The 20,030-nt window shown below is 64.7% G+C and carries 19 protein-coding genes; 11 read left to right on the top strand and 8 right to left on the bottom strand.

Translation table 11 applies throughout. The features are described from left to right. Window positions 1-307: 307 nt before the first annotated feature. Complete coding sequence (locus JKL46_RS30640; RefSeq protein ID WP_201841642.1) at window positions 308-2,119, top strand: AsmA family protein; 1,812 nt, start codon at window positions 308-310, stop codon at window positions 2,117-2,119. Here the strand turns inward: JKL46_RS30640 and JKL46_RS30635 are convergent. From JKL46_RS30635 to JKL46_RS30625, 3 genes are read right to left on the bottom strand one after another with little or no spacing between them, the layout of a single operon-like run. Then, complete coding sequence (locus JKL46_RS30635; protein ID WP_201841638.1) at window positions 2,113-2,916, bottom strand: ABC transporter permease; 804 nt, start codon at window positions 2,914-2,916, stop codon at window positions 2,113-2,115. The two genes, JKL46_RS30640 and JKL46_RS30635, sit on opposite strands and share 7 nt — an antisense overlap. Next, the gene (locus tag JKL46_RS30630; RefSeq protein ID WP_201841635.1) at window positions 2,913-3,818 is read right to left on the bottom strand and encodes an ABC transporter permease subunit; all 906 of its coding nucleotides are present in this window, start codon (window positions 3,816-3,818) and stop codon (window positions 2,913-2,915) included. Before JKL46_RS30630 ends, JKL46_RS30635 begins: the two co-directional genes overlap by 4 nt. Before the next feature lie 2 nt (window positions 3,819-3,820). Further along, window positions 3,821-4,990, bottom strand: coding sequence for an ABC transporter ATP-binding protein (locus JKL46_RS30625; RefSeq protein ID WP_201841632.1), 1,170 nt, complete (start codon window positions 4,988-4,990; stop codon window positions 3,821-3,823). A gap of 226 nt (window positions 4,991-5,216) precedes the next feature. Here JKL46_RS30625 and JKL46_RS30620 point away from each other — a divergent pair, with 226 nt between their 5' ends. The 3 genes from JKL46_RS30620 (at window position 5,217) to JKL46_RS30610 (ending at window position 8,411) form a co-directional block, all read left to right on the top strand. Next, entirely contained in the window at window positions 5,217-5,651 is a 435-nt protein-coding gene (locus tag JKL46_RS30620; protein WP_201841628.1) for a MarR family winged helix-turn-helix transcriptional regulator, read from the top strand. Between the two features lie 128 nt (window positions 5,652-5,779). Further along, the gene (locus JKL46_RS30615; RefSeq protein WP_201841649.1) at window positions 5,780-7,348 is read left to right on the top strand and encodes an MFS transporter; all 1,569 of its coding nucleotides are present in this window, start codon (window positions 5,780-5,782) and stop codon (window positions 7,346-7,348) included. A 16-nt stretch (window positions 7,349-7,364) separates the two neighbouring features. After that, window positions 7,365-8,411, top strand: a complete 1,047-nt coding sequence (locus JKL46_RS30610; protein WP_201841625.1) for an HlyD family secretion protein — start codon at window positions 7,365-7,367, stop codon at window positions 8,409-8,411. Between the two features lie 745 nt (window positions 8,412-9,156). Here JKL46_RS30610 and JKL46_RS30605 read toward each other — a convergent pair. Then, on the bottom strand, window positions 9,157-10,749 hold the full coding sequence (locus tag JKL46_RS30605) for a DHA2 family efflux MFS transporter permease subunit (protein ID WP_201841622.1): 1,593 nt from the start codon (window positions 10,747-10,749) through the stop codon (window positions 9,157-9,159). A gap of 6 nt (window positions 10,750-10,755) precedes the next feature. Further along, on the bottom strand, window positions 10,756-11,946 hold the full coding sequence (locus tag JKL46_RS30600; protein ID WP_201841619.1) for an HlyD family secretion protein: 1,191 nt from the start codon (window positions 11,944-11,946) through the stop codon (window positions 10,756-10,758). A gap of 142 nt (window positions 11,947-12,088) precedes the next feature. Here JKL46_RS30600 and JKL46_RS30595 point away from each other — a divergent pair, with 142 nt between their 5' ends. Beyond that, complete coding sequence (locus JKL46_RS30595) at window positions 12,089-12,784, top strand: TetR/AcrR family transcriptional regulator (protein WP_201841616.1); 696 nt, start codon at window positions 12,089-12,091, stop codon at window positions 12,782-12,784. Here JKL46_RS30595 and JKL46_RS30590 read toward each other — a convergent pair. Next, a complete protein-coding gene (locus JKL46_RS30590) occupies window positions 12,744-13,430 on the bottom strand; it encodes a Crp/Fnr family transcriptional regulator (RefSeq protein WP_201841613.1) in 687 nt (228 codons plus the stop codon). The two genes, JKL46_RS30595 and JKL46_RS30590, sit on opposite strands and share 41 nt — an antisense overlap. A 185-nt stretch (window positions 13,431-13,615) precedes the next feature. On the opposite strand from JKL46_RS30590, the gene JKL46_RS30585 reads away from it, so the two are divergent. The 6 genes from JKL46_RS30585 (at window position 13,616) to JKL46_RS30560 (ending at window position 17,531) form a co-directional block, all read left to right on the top strand. After that, window positions 13,616-15,493, top strand: coding sequence for an ABC-F family ATP-binding cassette domain-containing protein (locus JKL46_RS30585; protein ID WP_201841610.1), 1,878 nt, complete (start codon window positions 13,616-13,618; stop codon window positions 15,491-15,493). A 91-nt stretch (window positions 15,494-15,584) separates the two neighbouring features. Continuing rightward, window positions 15,585-15,995, top strand: a complete 411-nt coding sequence (locus tag JKL46_RS30580; protein ID WP_201841607.1) for a hypothetical protein — start codon at window positions 15,585-15,587, stop codon at window positions 15,993-15,995. Window positions 15,996-16,142: 147 nt separating this feature from the next. Further along, window positions 16,143-16,322: a hypothetical protein gene (locus tag JKL46_RS30575; protein ID WP_201841604.1), complete on the top strand. Its 180-nt coding sequence runs from the start codon at window positions 16,143-16,145 to the stop codon at window positions 16,320-16,322. 73 nt (window positions 16,323-16,395) lie between these two features. Then, window positions 16,396-16,533 (top strand): hypothetical protein, encoded by a 138-nt coding sequence (locus JKL46_RS30570; protein WP_201841601.1) that lies wholly within the window; start codon window positions 16,396-16,398, stop codon window positions 16,531-16,533. A 182-nt stretch (window positions 16,534-16,715) separates the two neighbouring features. Next, entirely contained in the window at window positions 16,716-16,985 is a 270-nt protein-coding gene (locus tag JKL46_RS30565; protein WP_246529647.1) for a hypothetical protein, read from the top strand. A gap of 63 nt (window positions 16,986-17,048) precedes the next feature. After that, entirely contained in the window at window positions 17,049-17,531 is a 483-nt protein-coding gene (locus JKL46_RS30560) for an AAC(3)-I family aminoglycoside N-acetyltransferase (RefSeq protein ID WP_201841598.1), read from the top strand. A gap of 28 nt (window positions 17,532-17,559) precedes the next feature. Here the strand turns inward: JKL46_RS30560 and JKL46_RS30555 are convergent, their stop codons facing one another. Together JKL46_RS30555 and JKL46_RS30550 are read right to left on the bottom strand one after the other, a co-directional pair. Beyond that, a complete protein-coding gene (locus tag JKL46_RS30555) occupies window positions 17,560-17,907 on the bottom strand; it encodes a hypothetical protein (RefSeq protein WP_425493335.1) in 348 nt (115 codons plus the stop codon). Between the two features lie 96 nt (window positions 17,908-18,003). Then, window positions 18,004-19,560, bottom strand: a complete 1,557-nt coding sequence (locus JKL46_RS30550; protein ID WP_201841591.1) for a S10 family peptidase — start codon at window positions 19,558-19,560, stop codon at window positions 18,004-18,006. Between the last annotated feature and the right edge of the window lie 470 nt (window positions 19,561-20,030).

Raw genomic sequence — 20,030 nt, 5'->3', positions numbered from 1 at the left:
GCCGGCCATGATGGTCATCCCATCCTTGACCGCACCAGCCAGCGCCACGCGCGCATCGCTGTATACCTTGTCCATCAAATCCTCTCCCTGTGAGCAGATTCCTGCCCTTCGAAGCGTCGCGAACCGACCCGCGGCCAATAGGTCGCAGGGCAGGTCCGGTTCGGAAGGCCGTCACCCTGCAACCTAGCCTCAATTTAGACAATCCCTTCGTATGGATATATGGAAACGATTCATACTCGGTCTTGCCTGAGGAGATCTCCTCACCCCCGCTTGCGTGGCAGGGCCCAAGGTTTACAACATTCATCAGATGTCCCGCCGCTTTGTCTTCCTCATCGCGCTGATAGCGCTCGCCGTTCTGGGAACGGCAGCTTCGCCCTGGACGCTGCCCGGCGGAGGCCTGTCGGCTGAGCTGACGCAGCACGTGAAGGACAGGTACGGGCTCGACCTGACGGTCAGGGGCCGCAGCACCTTTGCCGTTCTGCCCATCCCCCGGGTCAAGTTCGAGAACGTGACGCTTCGGTTCCCGAACGAGGCCCTCCGGGCCGAGGGCGGAACCTTGAGGGGTGAGCTGCGCGTCCTGCCCCTGCTGTTCGGGCGGATCGAGCTGTCCGATTTCGACCTGAGCGAGACGAAGCTCATCGGTTCGCTCCAGAAGGTTCAGGCCGTCGACTGGCCCAAGGTCTTCAGGAACGGCGCCAGCGAGTCCCATGCCCGGCGCCTGGTGATCAACAAGTCGTCCCTGCGCTGGACCGATCTGAAGGCCGCCAATCTCGACCGCATCAACATCGTCATCCGCTGGACCGACGCCTCCGAGCCCCTGACCGTCGCCGGCACCGCAGAGTGGCGGGACGAACCGGTGGTGGTGGAAAAGGCCTCCATCTTCCCGGACCTCCTCGCCTCCGACCGGATCAGCCCGTTTACGTTGACCCTCTCCTCTCCCTTTGCGCGCATCGCGGCCGAGGGCGAGGCACAACTCGGCGAGACGCCCCGCATCACGGGCGAGAGCACCATCAAAGCCACCTCCGTGCGCGACTTCACCCGGTGGAGCGGACTCGACCTGCCCTTCGGCTCGCTCCTGCGGGCCATCTCGCTCAACGGCGATTTTTCCATGGACCGCCGCCGCCTGTCCTGGCCGGCGGTGGCCGTCACCCTCGGCTCGGACAAGCTCGAGGGGACCATGGGCGTGCGCTTCGATACGGACCGGCCGATCATCACCGGCACGCTCGCAGCCGATACCGTCAACCTCTCCGATCTTTTCGCTCCCTTCTCCCTGGCCCGCACGTCTTCCGGGGCGTGGAGCGAAGAAGGCATCGATCTCGCGCGGGCGACCGGGATGGATCTCGACCTGCGCCTCTCGGCGGCGAGCGCCAGCCTCGGACGCTTGAGTCTCGACGACATGGCCGCCAGCGTGCTCGTCCAGCCGGGCCGGATCGAAGCCTCGATCGGGCGGGCGGATTTCTATGACGGCACCCTGAAGGGGCGCCTGTCGCTGGTGTCCCGGAACGGTGTGGTCGACTTCAAGAGCCAGGGCACCTATTCGAACGTGAAGATCGCCCCCTTCCTTACCGCCATGGGCGAGCCGCGTTGGATCAACGGCCGTGCCCAGGGCCAGTTCAGCTTCGAGGGCCAGGGAAAGAACCCGGCGGATGTGATCCGGCAGGCCGAAGGCCGCTCCAATATCGAGCTGACTGAGGGCGAGATCGTGGGCATCACGCTCCAGGACGCGCTGCGGCGCGTAGAGAAGCGGCCGCTGCTCGCCTCCCTCAACTGGAAAGGCGGCCGCACGCCCTTCGACAAGGCCGAGGCACAGATCGTCGTGAAGGACGGCGTCGGCGAAATCGTCGAGGGCACGCTCAAAGGTCCCGCCGTCCAGGCCGATCTGCGCGGGCAGATCCTGCTGCCCGAGCGCGCCCTGCGCGTCACGGCCGATGTCTCGGCGGCGGATGCACCGGCGACGCAGACCCCTGCCCTCGTCTTCGACGTCACCGGCGATTGGGACAATGTCGCGGTGACGCCGCAGGTCCGCTCGCTCATCGAGCGCTCGGGGGCGGCAAAGCCCCTGTTCCCGAGTGAGCGCGTCCCAGCCAACCGCCAGGGGCCGCAGGCCGTCGCTCAGTGAGCTTCTTTGCTCGAGCGCAGCGCCGAACGTTTGCTGATCAGGGTCGCCGCTATCACGCCAAGCGTCACGATGCCGATGAGAATGGCCGAGGCCGCGTTCACCTCCGGTGAGAGGCCGAGGCGCACCTGGCTGTAGATCTTGATCGGCAAAGTCGTCGCACCCGGCCCGGCATTGAAGCTCGCGATCACCAGATCGTCCATGGACAGGGTGAAGGCGAGCAGGAAGCCCGCCACGATGGACGGCGCGATCAGGGGCAGCGTCACGGTGAAGAAGGTGCGCAGAGGCGGCGCGCCGAGATCCATCGCCGCTTCCTCCAGCGAGCGGTCGAACGTCATGAGCCGCGACTGCACGACCACCGTGACGAAGCACATGGTCAGCGTGGTATGCGCCAGCGTGATCGTCCAGAAGCCGCGGTCGAGATCGATGGCGACGAAGAACAGGAGCAGCGACAGCCCGGTGATGACCTCGGGCATGACCATCGGCGCGTAGACCATGCCGGTGAACAGCGTGCGGCCGGGAAAGCGCCCGTAGCGCGTGAGCGCCAGCGCCGCGAGCGTGCCGAGAACGGTCGCGATCGTCGCCGACAGAAGCGCGATGCGCAGCGTGACCCAGGCCGCCTCCATGAGCGCCTGGTTTCGGAAAAGCGCCCCATACCATTGCGTGGAGAAGCCGCCCCATACGGTGACGAGCCGCGACGCGTTGAAGGAATAGATCACCAGCAGCAGGATCGGCAGGTAGAGAAAGGCGAAGCCGAGCACAAGCGAGGTGACGTTGAAGAGGCTGAGGCGCCGGTTCATGGCCGCGCCTCCACGCGCCGTGCTTCCACATCGCGGTAGATCACGATGGGCACGACGAGGAGGAGGAGGAGCAGGATCGCGACCGCAGAGGCGAGCGGCCAGTCGCGGTTGGAGAAGAACTCGCTCCAGAGCTGCCGTCCGATCATCAGGGTTTCCGAACCGCCGAGAAGGTCGGGGATCACGAACTCGCCCACGGCCGGGATGAAGCACAGGAGCGAGCCCGCGACGATGCCCGGCATGGCGAGCGGCACGGTGATCGTCCAGAACGAGCGCCAGGGCGTCGAACCGAGATCGAGGGCCGCTTCAAGGAGCGTGTCGTCCATCTTCTCCAGCGTCGCGTAGAGCGGCAGCACCATGAAGGGCAGGTAGGCATAGACGATGCCGACATAGACCGCCGTCTCGGTGTTGAGGATGTCGAGCGGTTCCGAAATTAGGCCGATCCCCATGAGCGCCTGGGTGAGAAGGCCTTCGGGCTTGAGAATGGCGATCCAGGCATAGATGCGGATGAGAAAGCTCGTCCAGAACGGTAGGATGACGAGAGCGACCAGCAGCGAGCGGTGGCGCTCCGGCGCGCGGGCCATGCCGTAGGCAATGGGAAAGCCGACGAGAAGCAGCAGCAGGGTCGAGACGGCGGCGATGCGCACGGACGAAAGCACCGCCCGGAAGTACAGATCGTCCTCGACCAGCAATCCGAAATTCTCGAAATCGAGCTGGCTGAAGAAGCCCGCAATGTCGCTCCAGTCGAAGACGGGCGTATAGGGCGGCTGCGCGACCGCCGGATCCGAAAGGCTGATCTTGAGAACGATCAGGAACGGAACGAGGAAGAGGACGCAGAGCCAGAGAAACGGCACGAGCGGCACCAGACCCGCCGCCAGACACCGTGTGAGAGAACGCTCCACCATGGCTATTCCGCCAGGATCACGGCCGCATCGGGCGCGAAGGTGACGAAGACCTGCTCGTCCCAATCGATGGGGTTCTCGACGAAGCGCGAGGCGTTGGCGCGGGTCACGCGCAGGATCTCGCCGGTGGCGAGCTTGACGCGATAGACGGTCCAGTCGCCGAGATAGCCGATGTCCCAGACCTCGCCGGTCAGCACGTTCCGGGTGCCGGGCGGCGGTGGATCGCGCTGGATCACCATCTTCTCGGGCCTAACCGCGATTGCCACGGCCTGGCCGGAATTCAGCACTTCGTCGGGGTCGTCGATGGTCAGGGGCTCAGCGGCCGACGGCGTCTTCACGCGCCAGAGGCCGTTCTCCAGTCCCTGGACATGGCCCTCCAGGATGTTCACGTCGCCGACGAACTCGGCGATGAAGCGGGTCTTGGGCTGCTCGTAGATTTCTCCGGGCGTCGCCACCTGCACGATCCGGCCGTGGTCCATGACCGCGATGCGGTCGGCCATGGTCATGGCCTCCTCCTGATCGTGGGTGACGACCACGAAGGTCATGCCAAGCTCGTGCTGGATGTCCATCAGCTCGAACTGGGTTTCCTCACGCAGCTTCTTGTCGAGGGCGCCGAGCGGCTCGTCGAGAAGCAGCAGCTTCGGCTTCTTGGCGAGAGCGCGAGCGAGCGCCACGCGCTGCCGCTGGCCGCCGGAGAGCTGGCTCGGATAGCGTCGGGCGAGCTTTTCCAGCTGGACGAGGCGCAGCATCTCGCCGACGCGATCCGCGATCTGATCCTTCGGCAATCCATCCTGCTTGAGGCCGAAGGCGATGTTCTTCTCGACGCTCATATGGGGAAAGAGCGCATAGGACTGGAACATCATGTTCACCGGCCGCCGGTAGGGCGGCACGCCGGCCAAATTCTGATTCCCCAACGTGATCGCGCCCTCGCTCGGCGTCTCGAAGCCCGCGAGCATGCGCATGAGCGTGGTCTTGCCGCAGCCCGATGGGCCGAGCAGGCAGAAGAACTCTTTTTCGAAAATGTTCAGGGAGAGATGGTCCACCGCCACCGCATCGCCGAAGCGCTTCGTGACGTTCTCGAAGCGGATGAGCGGCTTGGCTGCAGGATCGGACCAGGGTGCGAAGGCGCGGCGCACGGCGCCGACGGAGGCGGAGTGTCGGGACGGAGGAGGCAAGATGTTTCGACTTCGACCTTGACTGAGAAAACCGACGGGCAGGCTATGATGTTCGGCCCTTGAGAACAACAGCTTAAACGCCGGAATCCCCCAGCCTGGAGATCGGCATTTCCTGCAACCCTGCCCTGCCCCGCCAAGGCGTCCGACACACTTGAAGCAGCCCTGGAATTCAGATATCGAGCATGCATATAATTAGTATCCTAATAATATGCCCTCTAGGATCCCTATGGTCACTCCGACGAAAGCGGCTTTCTCCGAGGAACTGTGGAAGGTCAGCCGCAAGATGCGCACCGCCTTCGATGCCCGCGTGCGCGCCGAGGGGCTGACGCTGGCGCGGGCGCGGGCCCTGATTTTCCTCGGCAAGAAGGATTGCATGACCCAGACCGAGCTTGCAGACGCCCTCGAGATCGAAGGGCCGACCCTGGTGCCCCTTCTCGACGGCCTGGGGAAGCAGGGCCTGATCGAGCGCCAGCCGGTCGACGGCGACCGGCGCGCGAAGCAGATCGCTCTGACGGCTGCGGGGCGCGAGCAGGCTTCCTATGTCGACGCCCTGGTCAAGGAATTCCGCAGCGACGTGCTCAAGGACATCCCCGAGGCCGAGCTGACGGTCGCCATCCGCGCCCTGAACGCCATGAGCCGGAACCTGGAAGCGATGAGCTGAGCGGCGGCATCCTCATGACATCCGCATCCGTCAGAATGCATCCCGACGCCGGCGGCTCCGAGGTCGAGACCCCTTCGAAGCCGCCGGAACCGCAGGCGCCGCCCTCCCCCGCGGCGGCGCCTGCTCCCATGCCGCCGCTTCGCGCGGCAGGCTACATGCTCGCCTCGCTTCTCCTCGCCCTCACGCAGGGGCTGGGCATGAACCTCATCTCGGCGAACCTGCCGCAGATTCAGGGCTCCCTCGGCGCAACCGCGAACGAGGCTACATGGCTCGTCGCCGCCTACATGGCGCCGAATGTCAGCCTGTCCCTGGCCCTCATCAAGATCCGGACCCAATACGGCCTGCGCAATTTCGCGGAGCTGAGCATTCTCGTCTTCATGCTGGTTTCGCTGATGCATCTCTTCGTCAACGACCTGCATTCGGCGCTGGTCGTGCGCTTCTTCAGCGGCATCGCAGCGGCACCCATGTCGTCGCTCGGCTTTCTCTACATGCTGGAGGCTTTCCCTCCGGCGAAGAAGCTGAATATCGGCCTGTCGCTCGCACTTACGAACTTGTCCTTCGGCGCTCCCGTCGCGCGCCTGATCGCGCCGGATCTGCTGATGCTCGGACAATGGCATGGCCTCTACGTGTTCGAGATCGCCATCGCCATGCTGGCTTTCGCCGCCGTCTATCTGCTGCCACTCACGCCGCAGCCGCGGGCGAAGGTCATCCATTGGCGCGATGTGGTGAGCTATCTGCTGATAGCAATCGGCTTCGGATTGACGGCCATGGTGCTGACGCTCGGCCGCGTCTATTGGTGGTTCGAGGCGCCCTGGCTCGGGATCATGCTGGCTGTCGGCATCGCTGCCGTCACCGTGGCCGTCGTGCTCGAACTCAACCGCGAGAGCCCGCTGCTCGACATCCGCTGGCTGGCGAGCAAGGAGGTCGTGCATTTCACCGGCGCGCTTCTGATCTTCCGCATCGCCCTGTCGGAGCAGACGAGCGGCGCCTTCGCCTTCTTCCAGGCGCTCGGGTTGCAGAACGAGCAGATGCAGATGCTCTCGCTCGTCATCCTCGCGGCCTCGATCCTCGGCGGGCTCGCCTGTGCGGCGATCGTCAAGCCGGACCGTGAGCACGCGATCCACATCGTCGCCCTGTCTCTGCTCATCGCAGGCGCCGTCATGGACAGCCGGGCCACGAACCTGACGCGTCCGGCCGAGATGTATCTGAGCCAGGCGCTCATCGCCTTCGCGGGCGCGCTCTTCCTGCCGCCGGCCATGGCATCCGGCCTGATGATGGCGCTAAAGAAAGGGCCGACCTACATCCTGAGCTTCGTCATCGTCTTCCTCACCACCCAGAGCATCGGCGGTGTGCTCGGCTCCGCCATCGTCGGAAGCTTCATCACCTGGCGTACGCGCTTCCACATCCAGGCTCTCGCCAACCATCTGCCGCTGACAGATCCCCTCGTCATCCAGCGTCTCAGCCAGCTTGCGGGCGCCTATGGCCGCGTGATTGGCGACAAGGCGCTGCTGAATGCCGAAGGCGCCATCCTGCTCAGCCAGCAGGTTACCCGCGAGGCGACGGTGCTCGCCTATAACGACGCCTTCCTGGCCATTGCAGGGATTGCCGCCTTCGCCCTCGCCGCCCTGATCGTTCACGTGGCGGTCCGCACCGTCGCCGCGCGCCTGTCACCCGCTCCTCAGCCCGCAGCCGCTTAACCCCATATCGATTGCCATGCTCAAGTCTCTCCGCTCCCCCACGACGCTCATCGCAACCTCCATCGGCGCCATCGGCGTTGCGCTGGTCCTCTATGCCTGGCGCCTGCCGCCTTTCGACAGCTCCGTTCAGACGACGGACAATGCCTATGTGCGCGGACAGGTGACCCTCGTCAGCCCGCAGCTCGCCGGCTATGTCGGCGAGGTCGCGGTGCAGGATTTCCAGCACGTGAAGGCCGGTCAGCTTCTCGTGAAGCTCGACGACCGCATCTTCGCGCAGAAGCTCGAACAGGCGAAGGCGACGCTCGCGGGCCAGCAGGCGGCTCTCGCCAATTCAGAGCAGAAGCGCCGCTCGGACGAAGCACGCATCACGTCGAGCCAGGCGCAGGTCGACAGCGCCCAGGCCGCGCTCAAGGCGGCGGAAGCGAGCTGGAAGCGGATCGAGCCGTTGCTCGAACGGGGCGTCACGACGCAGAGCCAGGCCGATCAGGCGCGGGCCGCGCTCGACCAGTCGACGGCCTCGCTGCATCAGGCGCAGGCAGCGCTGGAGGTTTCGCGGCAGGATCTCGCCTCGACCCTGGTCAGCCGCCAATCCCTCGAAGCGGCCGTGCAGGGCGCGCAGGCGGCAGTCCGCCTCGCCGAAATCGATCTGCAGAACACGCGCATCGTCGCGCCGGAGGATGGAAAGCTCGGCGAGATCGGTGCGCGTATCGGGCAATACGTCTCCGCGGGCACCCAGCTTCTCGCCCTGGTGCCGGAGCGGATCTGGGTAATCGCGAACTTCAAGGAAACCCAGCTCGCCGGCATGGAACCCGGCCAGTCCGTGACCTTCACGGTCGATGCGCTCCAGCACGCGCAGCTGAACGGCCATATCGAGCGCTTCTCGCCGGCGGCCGGCTCGGAATTCAGCGTGATCCGAACCGACAACGCCACCGGCAACTTCACCAAGGTCGCGCAGCGCGTGCCCGTGCGCATCGCCATCGATCCGGGCCAGTCGCTCACCGATCATCTGTCGCCCGGCATGTCGGTGGTGGTGAGCGTGGATACGAAGGCTCAGGGGATTTGAGATCTTAATTGATCCAAAAAATTATTTTTGAGCCTCGCCTTTGGACTCCTGGGCTGGCCCAGCATTCTCCTCCACAAAATCCACGAGGATTCACAGGAAGAAAGTCCTCTCAAGCACAGGTTAGACATTCTTACAAAAGAGTTGTGCTAGACAATATGTAGCAATGGGATTTTGCCTGCCTGGCTCTTCGCGCTTTCGCCCGGGTGCATAGGGCATCCAGGACGGCGGGGCCATACCCGCTCAGGCAGAAGGAGGGTAGCTCAATGCAGCTCCCGCTTTTTCCATTGCTAAAGCCGGTTCGCGTCAGGGCATACCTGCGTTTCCGGTTCAAGAGGTGGGAACGGGTCCGTTCCCATAACAGGAGCCTGCCCCGGACGAACCGGAAGCAGGCGCCTTTTAGTGAAGGCCCCATAAGGGGCAAGTACATCCCGTAAAGGGATGGGGCATTGGGGCCGTTCGCTGTCCAGGGGGACGGCCCCTCTGCTTTCTTTCGATTCCGAAATTCTCAATCGGACATTTGTCCGTTTTTTCCGACCCGTCAATTAGTCCAATTATTCGATAGTGAATAATCCCCTGCCCGAATTGGCCTAGCCAATCAGCCAGATATTTCCTTAGGTAACAATCGCGGTGATCCCGATCATCACCACTCCCATCATCGAAGCGAGCCATTAGGCGCGCGAGATTTGAAGAGCAGGGAATCAAATGAGCCTGACTCAAGGTCGGGCTTGAGTTTTGGAGGTTTAAGTCAATGCCCCCCGCCGCCGGCGGGTGCTGCGCGCGGCTTCTTGATGAAGGGCAAGGCGCAGATCAGCCCCAGGAACAGCACGGTCAGCAGCAGGAAGACGTCGGCGAAGGACATGACCAGAGCCTCCTTCCGGACCATGTTCGACATCGTCTTGATCGCTGCCGCATTCGCGTCCGTGCCGAGACCCTGGAACTTCATGGTCAGAGCATTGAGCGTTTCCATCGCCTTCGAACTGTCCCAGGTCACGCTCTCGCGCAAGCGCTGGAGATGCAGATCGAGACGATTGTTCAGGAGCGTATTGATGACCGCCAGACCGACCGCGCCGCCGAGATTGCGCGTGAGGTTGTAGAGGCCCGACGCGTTCTTGATCCGGCTCGGATGCAGGGTGCCGAGCGCGATGTTGTTGATCGGCACCATGCAGATCATGAGACCGACGCCGCGGAAGATCTGCGGCACGAACAGTTCCCAGAAATCCCAATCCTTGGTCAGGCCGGTGATCTGCCAGGTACCGAAGGCAAAGGCGCCGAAGCCGATGGCCATCATGAGCCGCGGATCCATCTTGCGCGACAGGATTCCCGCCACCGGCGCCATGAGGAACATGGTGGCGCCCGTCACGAACATGGTCTCGCCGATCTGAAGCGACGAGTAACCGCGGACGCGGGCCAGATAGACCGGATAGAGATAGGTCAGGCCGTAGAGGCCGATGCCCATGACGAAGCTGAAGGCGGAACCGGCGAGGAAGTTGCGGTCGGCGAAGGCGCGCAAATCCACGATCGGCTGCTTTGCCGTGAACGCCCGGTAGAAGAAGCCGACCGCTCCGATCACGCAGACGATGGCGAGGATCAGCACCGCCTCGTCCTGGAACCACTCGTTCAGCGGCCCTTCTTCCAGCACATATTCCAGGCTGCCAAGAAAGGCGGCCATGAAGCCGAGGCCAGCCCAGTCGAAGGACTTGAACAGGCTGAGATCGGGCTCGTCGAAATCGACCAGCAGGTAGGTTGAAACCGTGACGAAGATGCCGGGCACGATGTTGACGAGGAACAGCCAGTGCCAGGAGAACAGGTCCGTCAGATAGCCGCCGAGCGTCGGGCCGATGGTCGGCGCGAGCGTTGCCACGAGGCCGATGATCGGCGAGATCACGGGCCGCTTCTCAGGCGGGAAAATCGTGAAGGCGGAGGCGAAGACGGTCGGGATCATGCCGCCGCCGATGAAGCCCTGCAGCGCGCGGTAGACGATCATCTGATCGATGTTCGTCGCGGTCGCGCACATGAAGCTCATGAAGGTGAAGCCACCCGACGCGATCACGAACATCCAGCGCGTCGAGAGCACGCGCGAGAGCGTGCCCGAGAGCGGGATCATGATCACTTCCGCGATCAGGTAGCTCGTCTGCACCCACGAGATTTCCTCGGACGAGGCGGAGAGGCCGGCCTGGATCTCGGCGAGCGAAGCGGAGACGATCTGGATGTCCAGGATCGCCATGAACATGCCGAAGACCATGCAGAAGAACGCAAAGGTCCGGCGCCGGTCGAGCGGCGCAGGCTTCGCGGCAGGCATGGCTTGAGGCTTGCCCGGAATGGCAGCGGATGCGGCCATGGTTCCTTACTCTTTGATGCTGGCCGTTTTGGAGGGCTCGGCCGAGGTGCGGGTGTCGACGTCGACGACCACCGACAGGCCCGGGCGGAGCAGGCCCTTCTGGGCCACGTCGGGGCTCACGGTGACGCGCACCGGCACACGCTGGACGATCTTGGTGAAGTTGCCGGTAGCGTTCTCCGGCGGCAGCAGGCTGAACACCGCGCCGGCGGCGGGCGAGACGCTCTCGACCGTGCCGACGATATCGGTATCCGGGAAGGCATCGACCTTCACATGCACCTTCTGGCCGGGCTTCAGGGAGGCGAGCTGCGTCTCCTTGAAATTGGCATCCACATGCACGCTTGTCAGCGGCACCAGGGCAGCCAGGCGGGCGCCTGGCTGCACGAAGGTTCCGACCTCGACCGCCTTGTTGCCAACAATGCCGTCGACGGCTGCTCGGATCTCGGTGAAGGAGAGATCACGCTCCGCCTTCTCGACGGCCGTGCGATACTCGTCGGCCAGACGCTGACCCTCGTTCTGCTGCGCGGCAAGGACTTCGACATTGGCCTGAGCGGCGGCAGACGCGGCCTGGGCGCTCTTCACCTCGGCATTGGCCTTGTCACGGGCCGCCTTGGCGTTCTCGAACGAGGCCTTGCTGGTGTAGTCGGATTTGGCGAGCTGCTGCTGGCGGGCGTAGTCGCTCTCGGCGCGCTCGGCCTCCGCCTGCGCGCTGACGACCTGCGCCTCGGCCTGCGCCACGGAGGCGCGGCCGGCCTCGACCTGCCGGCCGAGGCGGGTGATGGCGCTCTGCTGGGTCGCGAGCTTGTCCTTGGCCGATTGCAGGGCGAGGCGGTAATCGCCGTCGTCGATCTTGGCGATCAGGTCGCCGGCCTTGACGCTCTGGTTGTTGGTGACGGCGACGGACGAGACATAGCCGGAGATCTTGGCCGACAGAATTGTGATATCGGCCTGTACATAGGCGTCATCGGTCGAGACCATGAAACGGCCGTCGGTCCACCATGAATGCCCCTCGTAGGCGCCGAAGCCGAGGGCCGCCGCGAGCACGGCGAAGATCACGGGTTTCTTGCCGAAGCCCTTCTTCTTGGCAGGAGGTGCCAATGCGGGAGCCGCCTGTTCCGGCTGGGGAGCCTGAACGGCCTTTCCGTCCCGAGCCGTCTCGGGGGCGCCCGCACCCTGCTGAAATTCTTCGCGATAAGCCATGTGAACCTCTGCAAGGCCTAGGGAGCCGCTCGCTTTCAAAAGCTCGGGCGTTGCATTGCGGCCTTGATCTTCGACGATTGTCTGCCATATATGGTTGACCGAACCGTTCGGTCAATAGCTAATAAAGGATGTTCTAGAAGCCATGAGCGCCGCGCATGACACCACCCGGGAGCTTTCCACGACCGCCGAGGAGAGCGGTGAGAGCGCCAAGCGCCGCCAGATTCTGGAAGGTGCGCGGAAGGTGTTTCTGGCCCAGGGCTTCGACGGCGCCAGCATGGGCGAGATCGCCAAGGTCGCAGGCGTCTCGAAGGGGACCCTCTATGTCTATTTCGACAGCAAGGAGAGCCTGTTCGAGGCCCTGACGACCGAGGAGAAGCGGGGTTTAGCCGAGGTCCTGTTCAAGCTCGATGCGGAGGATCCCGACGTTCGCGGCGCCTTGACCAGGCTCGGCCTCAGTTATCTGCGCCGCTTGGGCAAGCCCGAGCACGTATCCTCGATCCGGATGGTGATGGGCGCGGCCGAAAAATTCCCGCGCCTCGGACAGGCCTTCTACGAGGCCGGCCCCTGCCAGGGCATCGCGCGGCTCAGCGCCTATTTCGACCGGCAGGTGGAAGCAGGAAGGCTCTCCATCGAGGATACCGGCCTCGCAGCCCAGCATTTCCTCGACCTGTGCGTCTCCGGCATCCTGCGTCGTATGCTCTTCTCGGTCGGCGAGCCGCCGACGGAGGACGAGATCCAACACAACGTGGCAAACGCCATCCGCGTCTTCTTCGCGGCCTACGGACCGCAGGCTCCGGCTAGCGGTCCGTCTGCAGGGCCTCGGTTACGCGCGCTTTGAGCACCTCCGGCTGGCGCAGGATCAGAGCGCCGCGGGTGCGCTCTATCAGGCCCTCCTGAGTCAGCATGGAGAATTCCCGCGTGATCTGCTCGCGCCGGCAGCCGATGCGGGCAGCCACGATGTGGTGGAAGGGCGGCGGCGTGATCACCCGCTCCCCCGACCGGTCCTGCCGGGGCGTCGACAGGCGCAGGAGTTCCGAATAGAGCCGGTGCCTGAGATCGAGGACCGTCTGCTCCATGAAGCGGGCGTTCAGCTCTCGGATGCGCGCCGCCATGAGGCAGAAGAGGCGCTCCGAGACCACCTGATGCGAGAACAGCAGCTCCTTGAAGACGGCGGCCGGCATGACGCAGGCCTCGCCCCGGGTGAGCGCCGTGACGTTGGCCGAACGCGGCACGCCGTCGAGGGCGGCGAGCTCGCCGAAGAGGTCGTTCGGCTTCATCTCGTGGAGGATGACCTCCTTGCCCGAGGGGGTACGCATGAGCACCCGGACCTCGCCCGTCAGAAGAAAATAGAGGTCGGTCGACGGCTCGTCGAAGTCGATCAGGACTTCTTCGGGATCGAAGCGGCGCCAATTGGCCCGCGCCTCGAAGCGCTCAAGGTCGATGTCCAGCCCCTTGAACAATTTGATCCCGGCGAGCCTCGCCATTGTTCTTCTCCCCCTACCTGCAAGTCTTGGCTATACCATAAATTTCGCAGCGTCAGTATCTGTGTGTCGCGCAACCCTTTCTCAGGCCCTGTCTCTCGTGTCATTGGCAATTCCGGCTATCGGCCGGGGCTTCGAGATCTTGTCCGAGACCTTGCCAGCGCCCTCGTCAGACGTCAAAAGGCGGCATGCTTCACGTCAACGACCTGACCTTCCGCATCGGCAATAGGCTGATCCTCGACCGCGCCTCCTTCAATCTGCCCACCGGGGCGAAGGTGGGACTCGTGGGGCGCAACGGCGCCGGCAAGACCACCCTTTTCAAGATCGTCCAGGGCGAGCTTTCCACGGAAAGCGGCACCGTCACCCTGCCCCGCGGCATGAAGATCGGCGCCGTGGCCCAGGAGGCGCCGGGCGGACCCGAGACCCTGATCGAGGTCGTGCTCGCCGCCGACAAGGAGCGCTCCGCGCTCCTCGCCGAAGCGGAGACCGCCGACGGCCTGCGCCGCGCCGAGATCGAGACCCGGCTCACCGACATCGGGGCCCACTCGGCGCCTGCCCGCGCTGCAGCCATCCTGCACGGCCTCGGCTTCGACGCCGAGGCGCAGAACCGGCCCTGCTCGGACTTCTCGGGCGGCTGGCGCATGCGCGTGGCGCTTGCCGCCGTGCTCTTCACCGAGCCCGACCTGCTGCTCCTCGACGAGCCGACCAACTATCTCGACCTGGAGGGCACCCTCTGGCTCTACGATTATCTCGGGCGCTATCCGCACACGGTGCTGATCATCAGCCACGACCGCGAGCTGCTCGATACCTGCGTCAACCACATCCTCCATCTCGACCGGGGCAAGCTCACGATCTATCGCGGCGGCTACACCTCGTTCGCCAAGCAATATGCCGAGAAGCGCGAGCTGACCGCCAAGATGGCGGCGAAGCAGGAGGCCGAGCGCAAGCATCTGCAGGCCTTCGTCGACCGCTTCAAGGCGAAGGCCTCGAAGGCGCGGCAGGCGCAGTCCCGCGTCAAGCGGCTCGCCAAGCTCGAACCCATCGCCACCATCGTCGAGGACGATGTGCTGCCCTTCAACCTGCCGGGACCCGAGCGCCCCGCCGCGCCGCCGCTGATCACCGTCGAGGGCGCCGCCGTCGGCTACGGGGAGCGGATCGTGCTCGACCGGCTCAACCTGACCATCGCGCCGGACGACCGGATCGCCCTGCTCGGATCGAACGGCAACGGCAAATCCACCTTCTGCAAGCTCATCGGCGGCAGACTCGCGCCCATGAAAGGCGAGATGCGCACGCCGTCTCGCATGGATGTGGCCTATTTCGCGCAGCACCAGCTCGACGAACTCAACCCGAAAGCCACCGCCTACGACCATGTGGCCGAACGCATGCCCGACACGCCGATCGCCAAGATCCGCGCCCGCACGGCGCAGATCGGCTTTCCGGGCGCCAAGGCGGACACGCCGGTCTCATCCCTGTCGGGCGGTGAGAAGGCACGACTTCTCATGGGGCTTGCGGCCTTCGAGGGCCCTCACCTGCTCATCCTCGACGAGCCGACCAACCACCTCGACATCGACAGCCGCACGGCCCTGATGGAGGCGATCAACGATTATACCGGTGCCGTCATCCTGGTGAGTCACGACCGCTTCCTGATCGAGGCCTGCGCCGACCGCTTGTGGATCGTCGGCAATGGCGGCGTGAAGTCCTTCGACGGCGACATGGACGATTATCGCCAGCTCGTGCTCTCCGGCGAGCTCGATCCGCAGAAGCGCCCCGACAAGCCACAGGCACCGTCCGCCTCGAAGGGCGACGAACGCCGCGCCGCCGCCGAGCGCCGTGCGGCTCTCGCGCCTCTGCGCAAGAAGCTCGAAGCGCTTGAGACGCGGATGGCGAAGCTCACCGACGTGATCGGCAAGGTCGACACCGCGCTCGCCGACGGCACCGCCTTCCAGAAGGACCCCGCCAAGGCGACCGAACTCTCCCGGATGCGCGCCGAGGCCGCCTCGACCCTCGCCTCGGTGGAGGAGGAATGGCTGATGCTGAGCAGCGAGATCGAAGAGGCGAGCGTCTAGAGCATCGGAGGCCTTCTCCCTGGATCCCCGCCGTTACGACGGCGTTCATTCTCCGAGCCATAGGCTGAGACCCTTATCAGGGAGAGCGAACATGTTTCGTACGATCATGGCGATGGCGGTGCTGACCACGGGGGTGTTCCTCGGTTCGCCATCGGGCGTCCAGGCGCAAGGCCTCGTGCCATGCGCGCGGGAACATGAGTTCTGCCGCGTCCCCTATTCCACCCGCGTCATCTACGGCGTCCCCGGCCAAAGCACCGAAGTCTTCGTCCGCGGGGGCGGCGTTCCCTGCTCGAACCGGGTCTTCGGGGACCCGGCGCCGGGCATTCCGAAGCGCTGCGCCTATGTGGCCCGGGGCTACGATCGTTGGCGGGACGACGGCTATCGCAGGCCACCTCCGCCGCCGCGCGGCTATGAACGGGGCTATGAGCGCGGTTACGACCGTGATTACCGCGGCTACGAGGACGATTACGGACGCCCCACCAGGCGATATGAGGTCTATTGATCCGGCTCGTAGAGGCTCGGTACTCCTTGAGCTGAGCCTCTATCCATCCAGCCTAATCCTCTAGAGCGCCCGAGTTACCCATTCGGAGTTCACGCAAAGCGTGTGCAGGAACGTATTCTCGTTGCGGCCTTAGGGGGAGGCTGACAGATGAGGATCCATATTTCCGCCTGCACCGACAAAACATTTTCCGAGGGCCTGATGCCGATGGCCTATCTGACGGACAGCGACGCGCATGCCGTGAACGACAATGCCCGCCAGCAACCCAAGTGGAAAATCCGCCTTCACATGAAGCGCATCGCAGGCGCCGTCGGAAATGCCGTTAGGTAAATTTGTGTGCGGGAGAGCACATCCGGTCGTCGCCGCGTGAGGTAGCGTCATCGTGCCTTTGATGGAGGCTGCGATGAACCAGATCCTCACCTACTGCACGACGCGCCTCTTCTCCCGTGCGACGATGCCGCTCGCTTCGCTCAAGGTCCGTGCCGTCGAACCCGGAAACGACAACGATCCTTCGCGGCCGCTTCCCTCCGCCGTGAATTGAACCGCTCATCCGAAGGCGCCATCCGCCTTCCCGGTCCTGCATCACAATCCACCGCATACCGTCGACACATCCGCTCATGATCGCTGCTCGTTACCTCCTTTGTTCATTTGAAGGGGCTAGCACGGTCCTGCCACATTCCTCCGCCGCTATGCGCATGGAACCGGGCCTGGACGGAGAGGACGTTGAGTACTGCTCATGACATGAACGAGATCGTCGATCTGTTTGCCATCAGCAGATCCTCCAGGAGCTCGGAATTCATGACGGAAAAGATCGCGACCCTTCCTCTCAGGGAAGCGGTCGCCCTGGTGATCGAGGACTGGGCGGACGACAAATTCAGGCAGCTGAGTGCGGTCATTCAGATGCCGTCGGGCCAGTCGATCCGCAGTCTCGACGACATCCGGCATCTCTACGAATCCGCAGCGGACGGCAGCGGCTCGAAGCGCCCCGCGTGAGCCGCCACTTACGTCAGACCGTCGGCGCTGGAGCAAGCAGCGCAAGTGGTCTAAACAGAGACGATGCCATCGACGCCCTTCGCCATCCGCCGCCTGACCTCATCCGACATCGCGCTCATGCGCCGGTTGAACGCCCTGTTCGGCGATGTCTTCGCAGATCCTGAAACCTACGGCGCGGCGCCGCCGACGGACGAATACCTGAACGACCTGCTTGCGAAGGATCACGTCGTTGCGCTCGTCGCGTTGAGCGGCGAAGACGTCCTCGGCGGTCTCGTCGCCTATGAACTCGACAAGTTCGAGAGAGCGCGGCGCGAGGTCTACATCTATGATCTTGCCGTTGCGGAAGAGCACCGGCGACGGCATATCGCGACGGGGCTGATCGAGCATCTGCGCGGGATCGCATCGGCGCGCGGTGCCTGGGTCGTCTACGTGCAGGCCGATTACGGCGACGACCCGGCCATCGCGCTCTACGAAAAGCTCGGAACGCGCGAAGAGGTGCTGCATTTCGACATCGCCGTCGAACCGGCGCCGCCTCGCCCGGAGTGAGATTGCGGCGCCGGCGCTTCGCACCGGATCAGGGCTTCACCACCCGATCGAGCCGGTTGTTGACGAAGAAATAGAGCTCGCGGCCGCCGGGCTCGGAATAGAGCACCTGCACTTCGCGCTGGCCCTTGCCGCTCTCGCCAACGAGCACGTCGGTGGCGGGCTTGCCCTTGAGACGGACGAGATCGCATTCGGTGATGCCGGGCTCGATTGCAGCCGCGGTCCCTGCGGACGTTCCGGTGCAGCGGCCGTCCGGTCCGAGCACGGGACCGTCGATCACGGGGCCGGGCGCCGTTATCGGTGGCGCCGCTGCCGGCGGCACGGCCGCTGCCGGCGGCGCATTGCCGGTGCTGCTGCACGCAGCCATGCCCAGCGCCATAAGGCCGATGCAGGATAGAACTTTTGCACGCATTGCCATCAATCCCCCGTCGCATCACATCACGAGATCCGGCCCGGTTTGCCCGGGCTCGATGCCTCAATCGGCGGCTCGTGCCTGCAGGGCCTCCTCGAAAAGCCGCTGCACATCGGCCTTGAAAGCCTGCCGTGATGCCTGACGCGAATAGAACATGTGGCCGCCTTCGTAAACAGAGAGCGCCACACGGTTCTGGGGACCGAGAGCGGGAAGCTGGTTCAGGAGAAGCTGCGACGCATAATAGGGCGTCACCAGATCGGTGTAGCCGTGCGTGACGAGCACGCGCAGATTGCTGTCGAGAGACAGGGCCTGGCGCAGCTCGTCGAGGTTTTCCGGCCCGTTGCGTCCGTTGCCCCAGCGCCAGGCGCCGTTGATCGAGCCGTTGAGCAGGTTGTAGCGACCATCCGCCTTGTAGTTCAGATTCTGCGTCAGATGCTGGATGATCGCGCTCGTCAGAGGAGCGGTCATGGCATCGAGGACCGGGTCCGCAAAGCGGGACGACTGGGATGTCGGGTTCGGGTCCGGAATGGCGACATTGGTATCGTAGGCGCTGACGACCTCCGAAGAACTGCGTCGCAGCTCGCGCTGAGCTGTACGCATGTCGATACGCCCCGCAAGGCGGCGCGTGAGTGCGGGATCGAGCCCGCTCAGTTCCGCCACGCGGCGGCCGGCGCGCTCGACGGCCTGCTTGTCCTGGAGGCCGCGCATGAGATCGACGAGATACTCGCCGGAGGCGTAGGCCTCGGCCTCCTGCAGCTTGTCACGCGTCACCGGGCCTTCGCGCGAGAGTTTCGCTGCCGCGAGCGAGGGCAGCAGGGCCGCGTTGGTCCATGGCGCACCGGTGCCCTGGTCGAGCCAGTCGAAATCGAAGACGGGCGAGACGAGAACGAGGCCGCTGAAGCCGATGCCCTGATCGCTCTGCAGCTTCTGCGCCAAGAGCGGCCCGCGGAATCCGCCATAGCTCTCGCCGACGAAGAATTTCGGCGACGTCAGCCGGTTCTTTTCCTTGAGCCAGCGCATGGTCGCGGCGGCGAGCCCGTCGATGTCGCCCTGAACCGAGTAGAATCGCTCGCGCACCTGATCGCCGCCGACCACGCGGCTGTAGCCGGTGCCGGGCGGATCGATGAAGACGAGATCGGTGAAATCGAGCCAGGTCTCCGCATTGGGCACGAGGGCGGAGGGCGCCGAGGGGTTGATTACTGGGCCGTCGAGCGGCAGCAGCCAGGGGCCGATGGCGAGAAGATGCAGATAGGCCGAGGAAGCGCCCGGACCGCCATTCACCGCGAATGTCACCGGCCGCTTCGCCGGATCGGCATCGTCCTTGGTATAGGCGACGAAGGCGATCTCCGCCTGAGGAGCGCCCTGCTGGTCGGTCAATGTCAGATGGCCCGCCGTCGCGGTGAAGGAAAGCGTGCGGCCGGGCAGCTGCAGGGTATGGCGCGTCACCGATTCCGCCGGCAGCGCCTGCGTTTCCCTGGCCTCGGGCCGGCTCCGGCGCGCTTCCTGCTGCTGCGCCTGCTGCTCGCGCCCTCCCCCCTGCTCCTGCGCACCTGCGCCGAGGGGCAAAGCCAGCGACAGCAGAAGGGCGGCATAGAGAGGAAGACGCAGCTTTCGGGTCATCGGGATATCCTTGTGGCCTTCCTGAAGGTGGAGGGCTTGGCCGTCGATGCAAGCGCCGGGGCGATGAAGTCTTCGTGTTCGCGCCCGTCTTGATTGCCGTTGCTCACGGCGTCCCCTCGCCATCGGTCTCCGCACCAGAGCCGGGATCGCTTTCAGAACGAGACGCTCGCACCTCGCCATCGTCATCCCCGCGGCGGCGGGGATCCGGACCCACGCCGTCTCAGGACGAGACGATCCGCGTCGCGCATGGTTCTGCAACGTCAGCGGCTATGGATCCCGGATCTCCGCTCCGCTTCGTCCGGGATGACAGCGCGTCACTCGTCCAGCGATCCCGGATCGGCTGCGCCGTCCGGGACGAGGTGCACCTCGCAGCCATCTCCATCCCCTCCAACGTCATCCCCGGGCTTGTCCCGGGGACCCACGTCTTCGAGACCGGCATCCTCGCCCTCCCATGTCGTCACCTCCCCGGA

It is taken from the genome of Microvirga zambiensis WSM3693 (genome assembly GCF_016735695.1).
Classification (GTDB): Bacteria; Pseudomonadota; Alphaproteobacteria; order Rhizobiales; family Beijerinckiaceae; genus Microvirga; species Microvirga zambiensis.
This window is presented reverse-complemented; position numbering and strand designations above follow the sequence as displayed.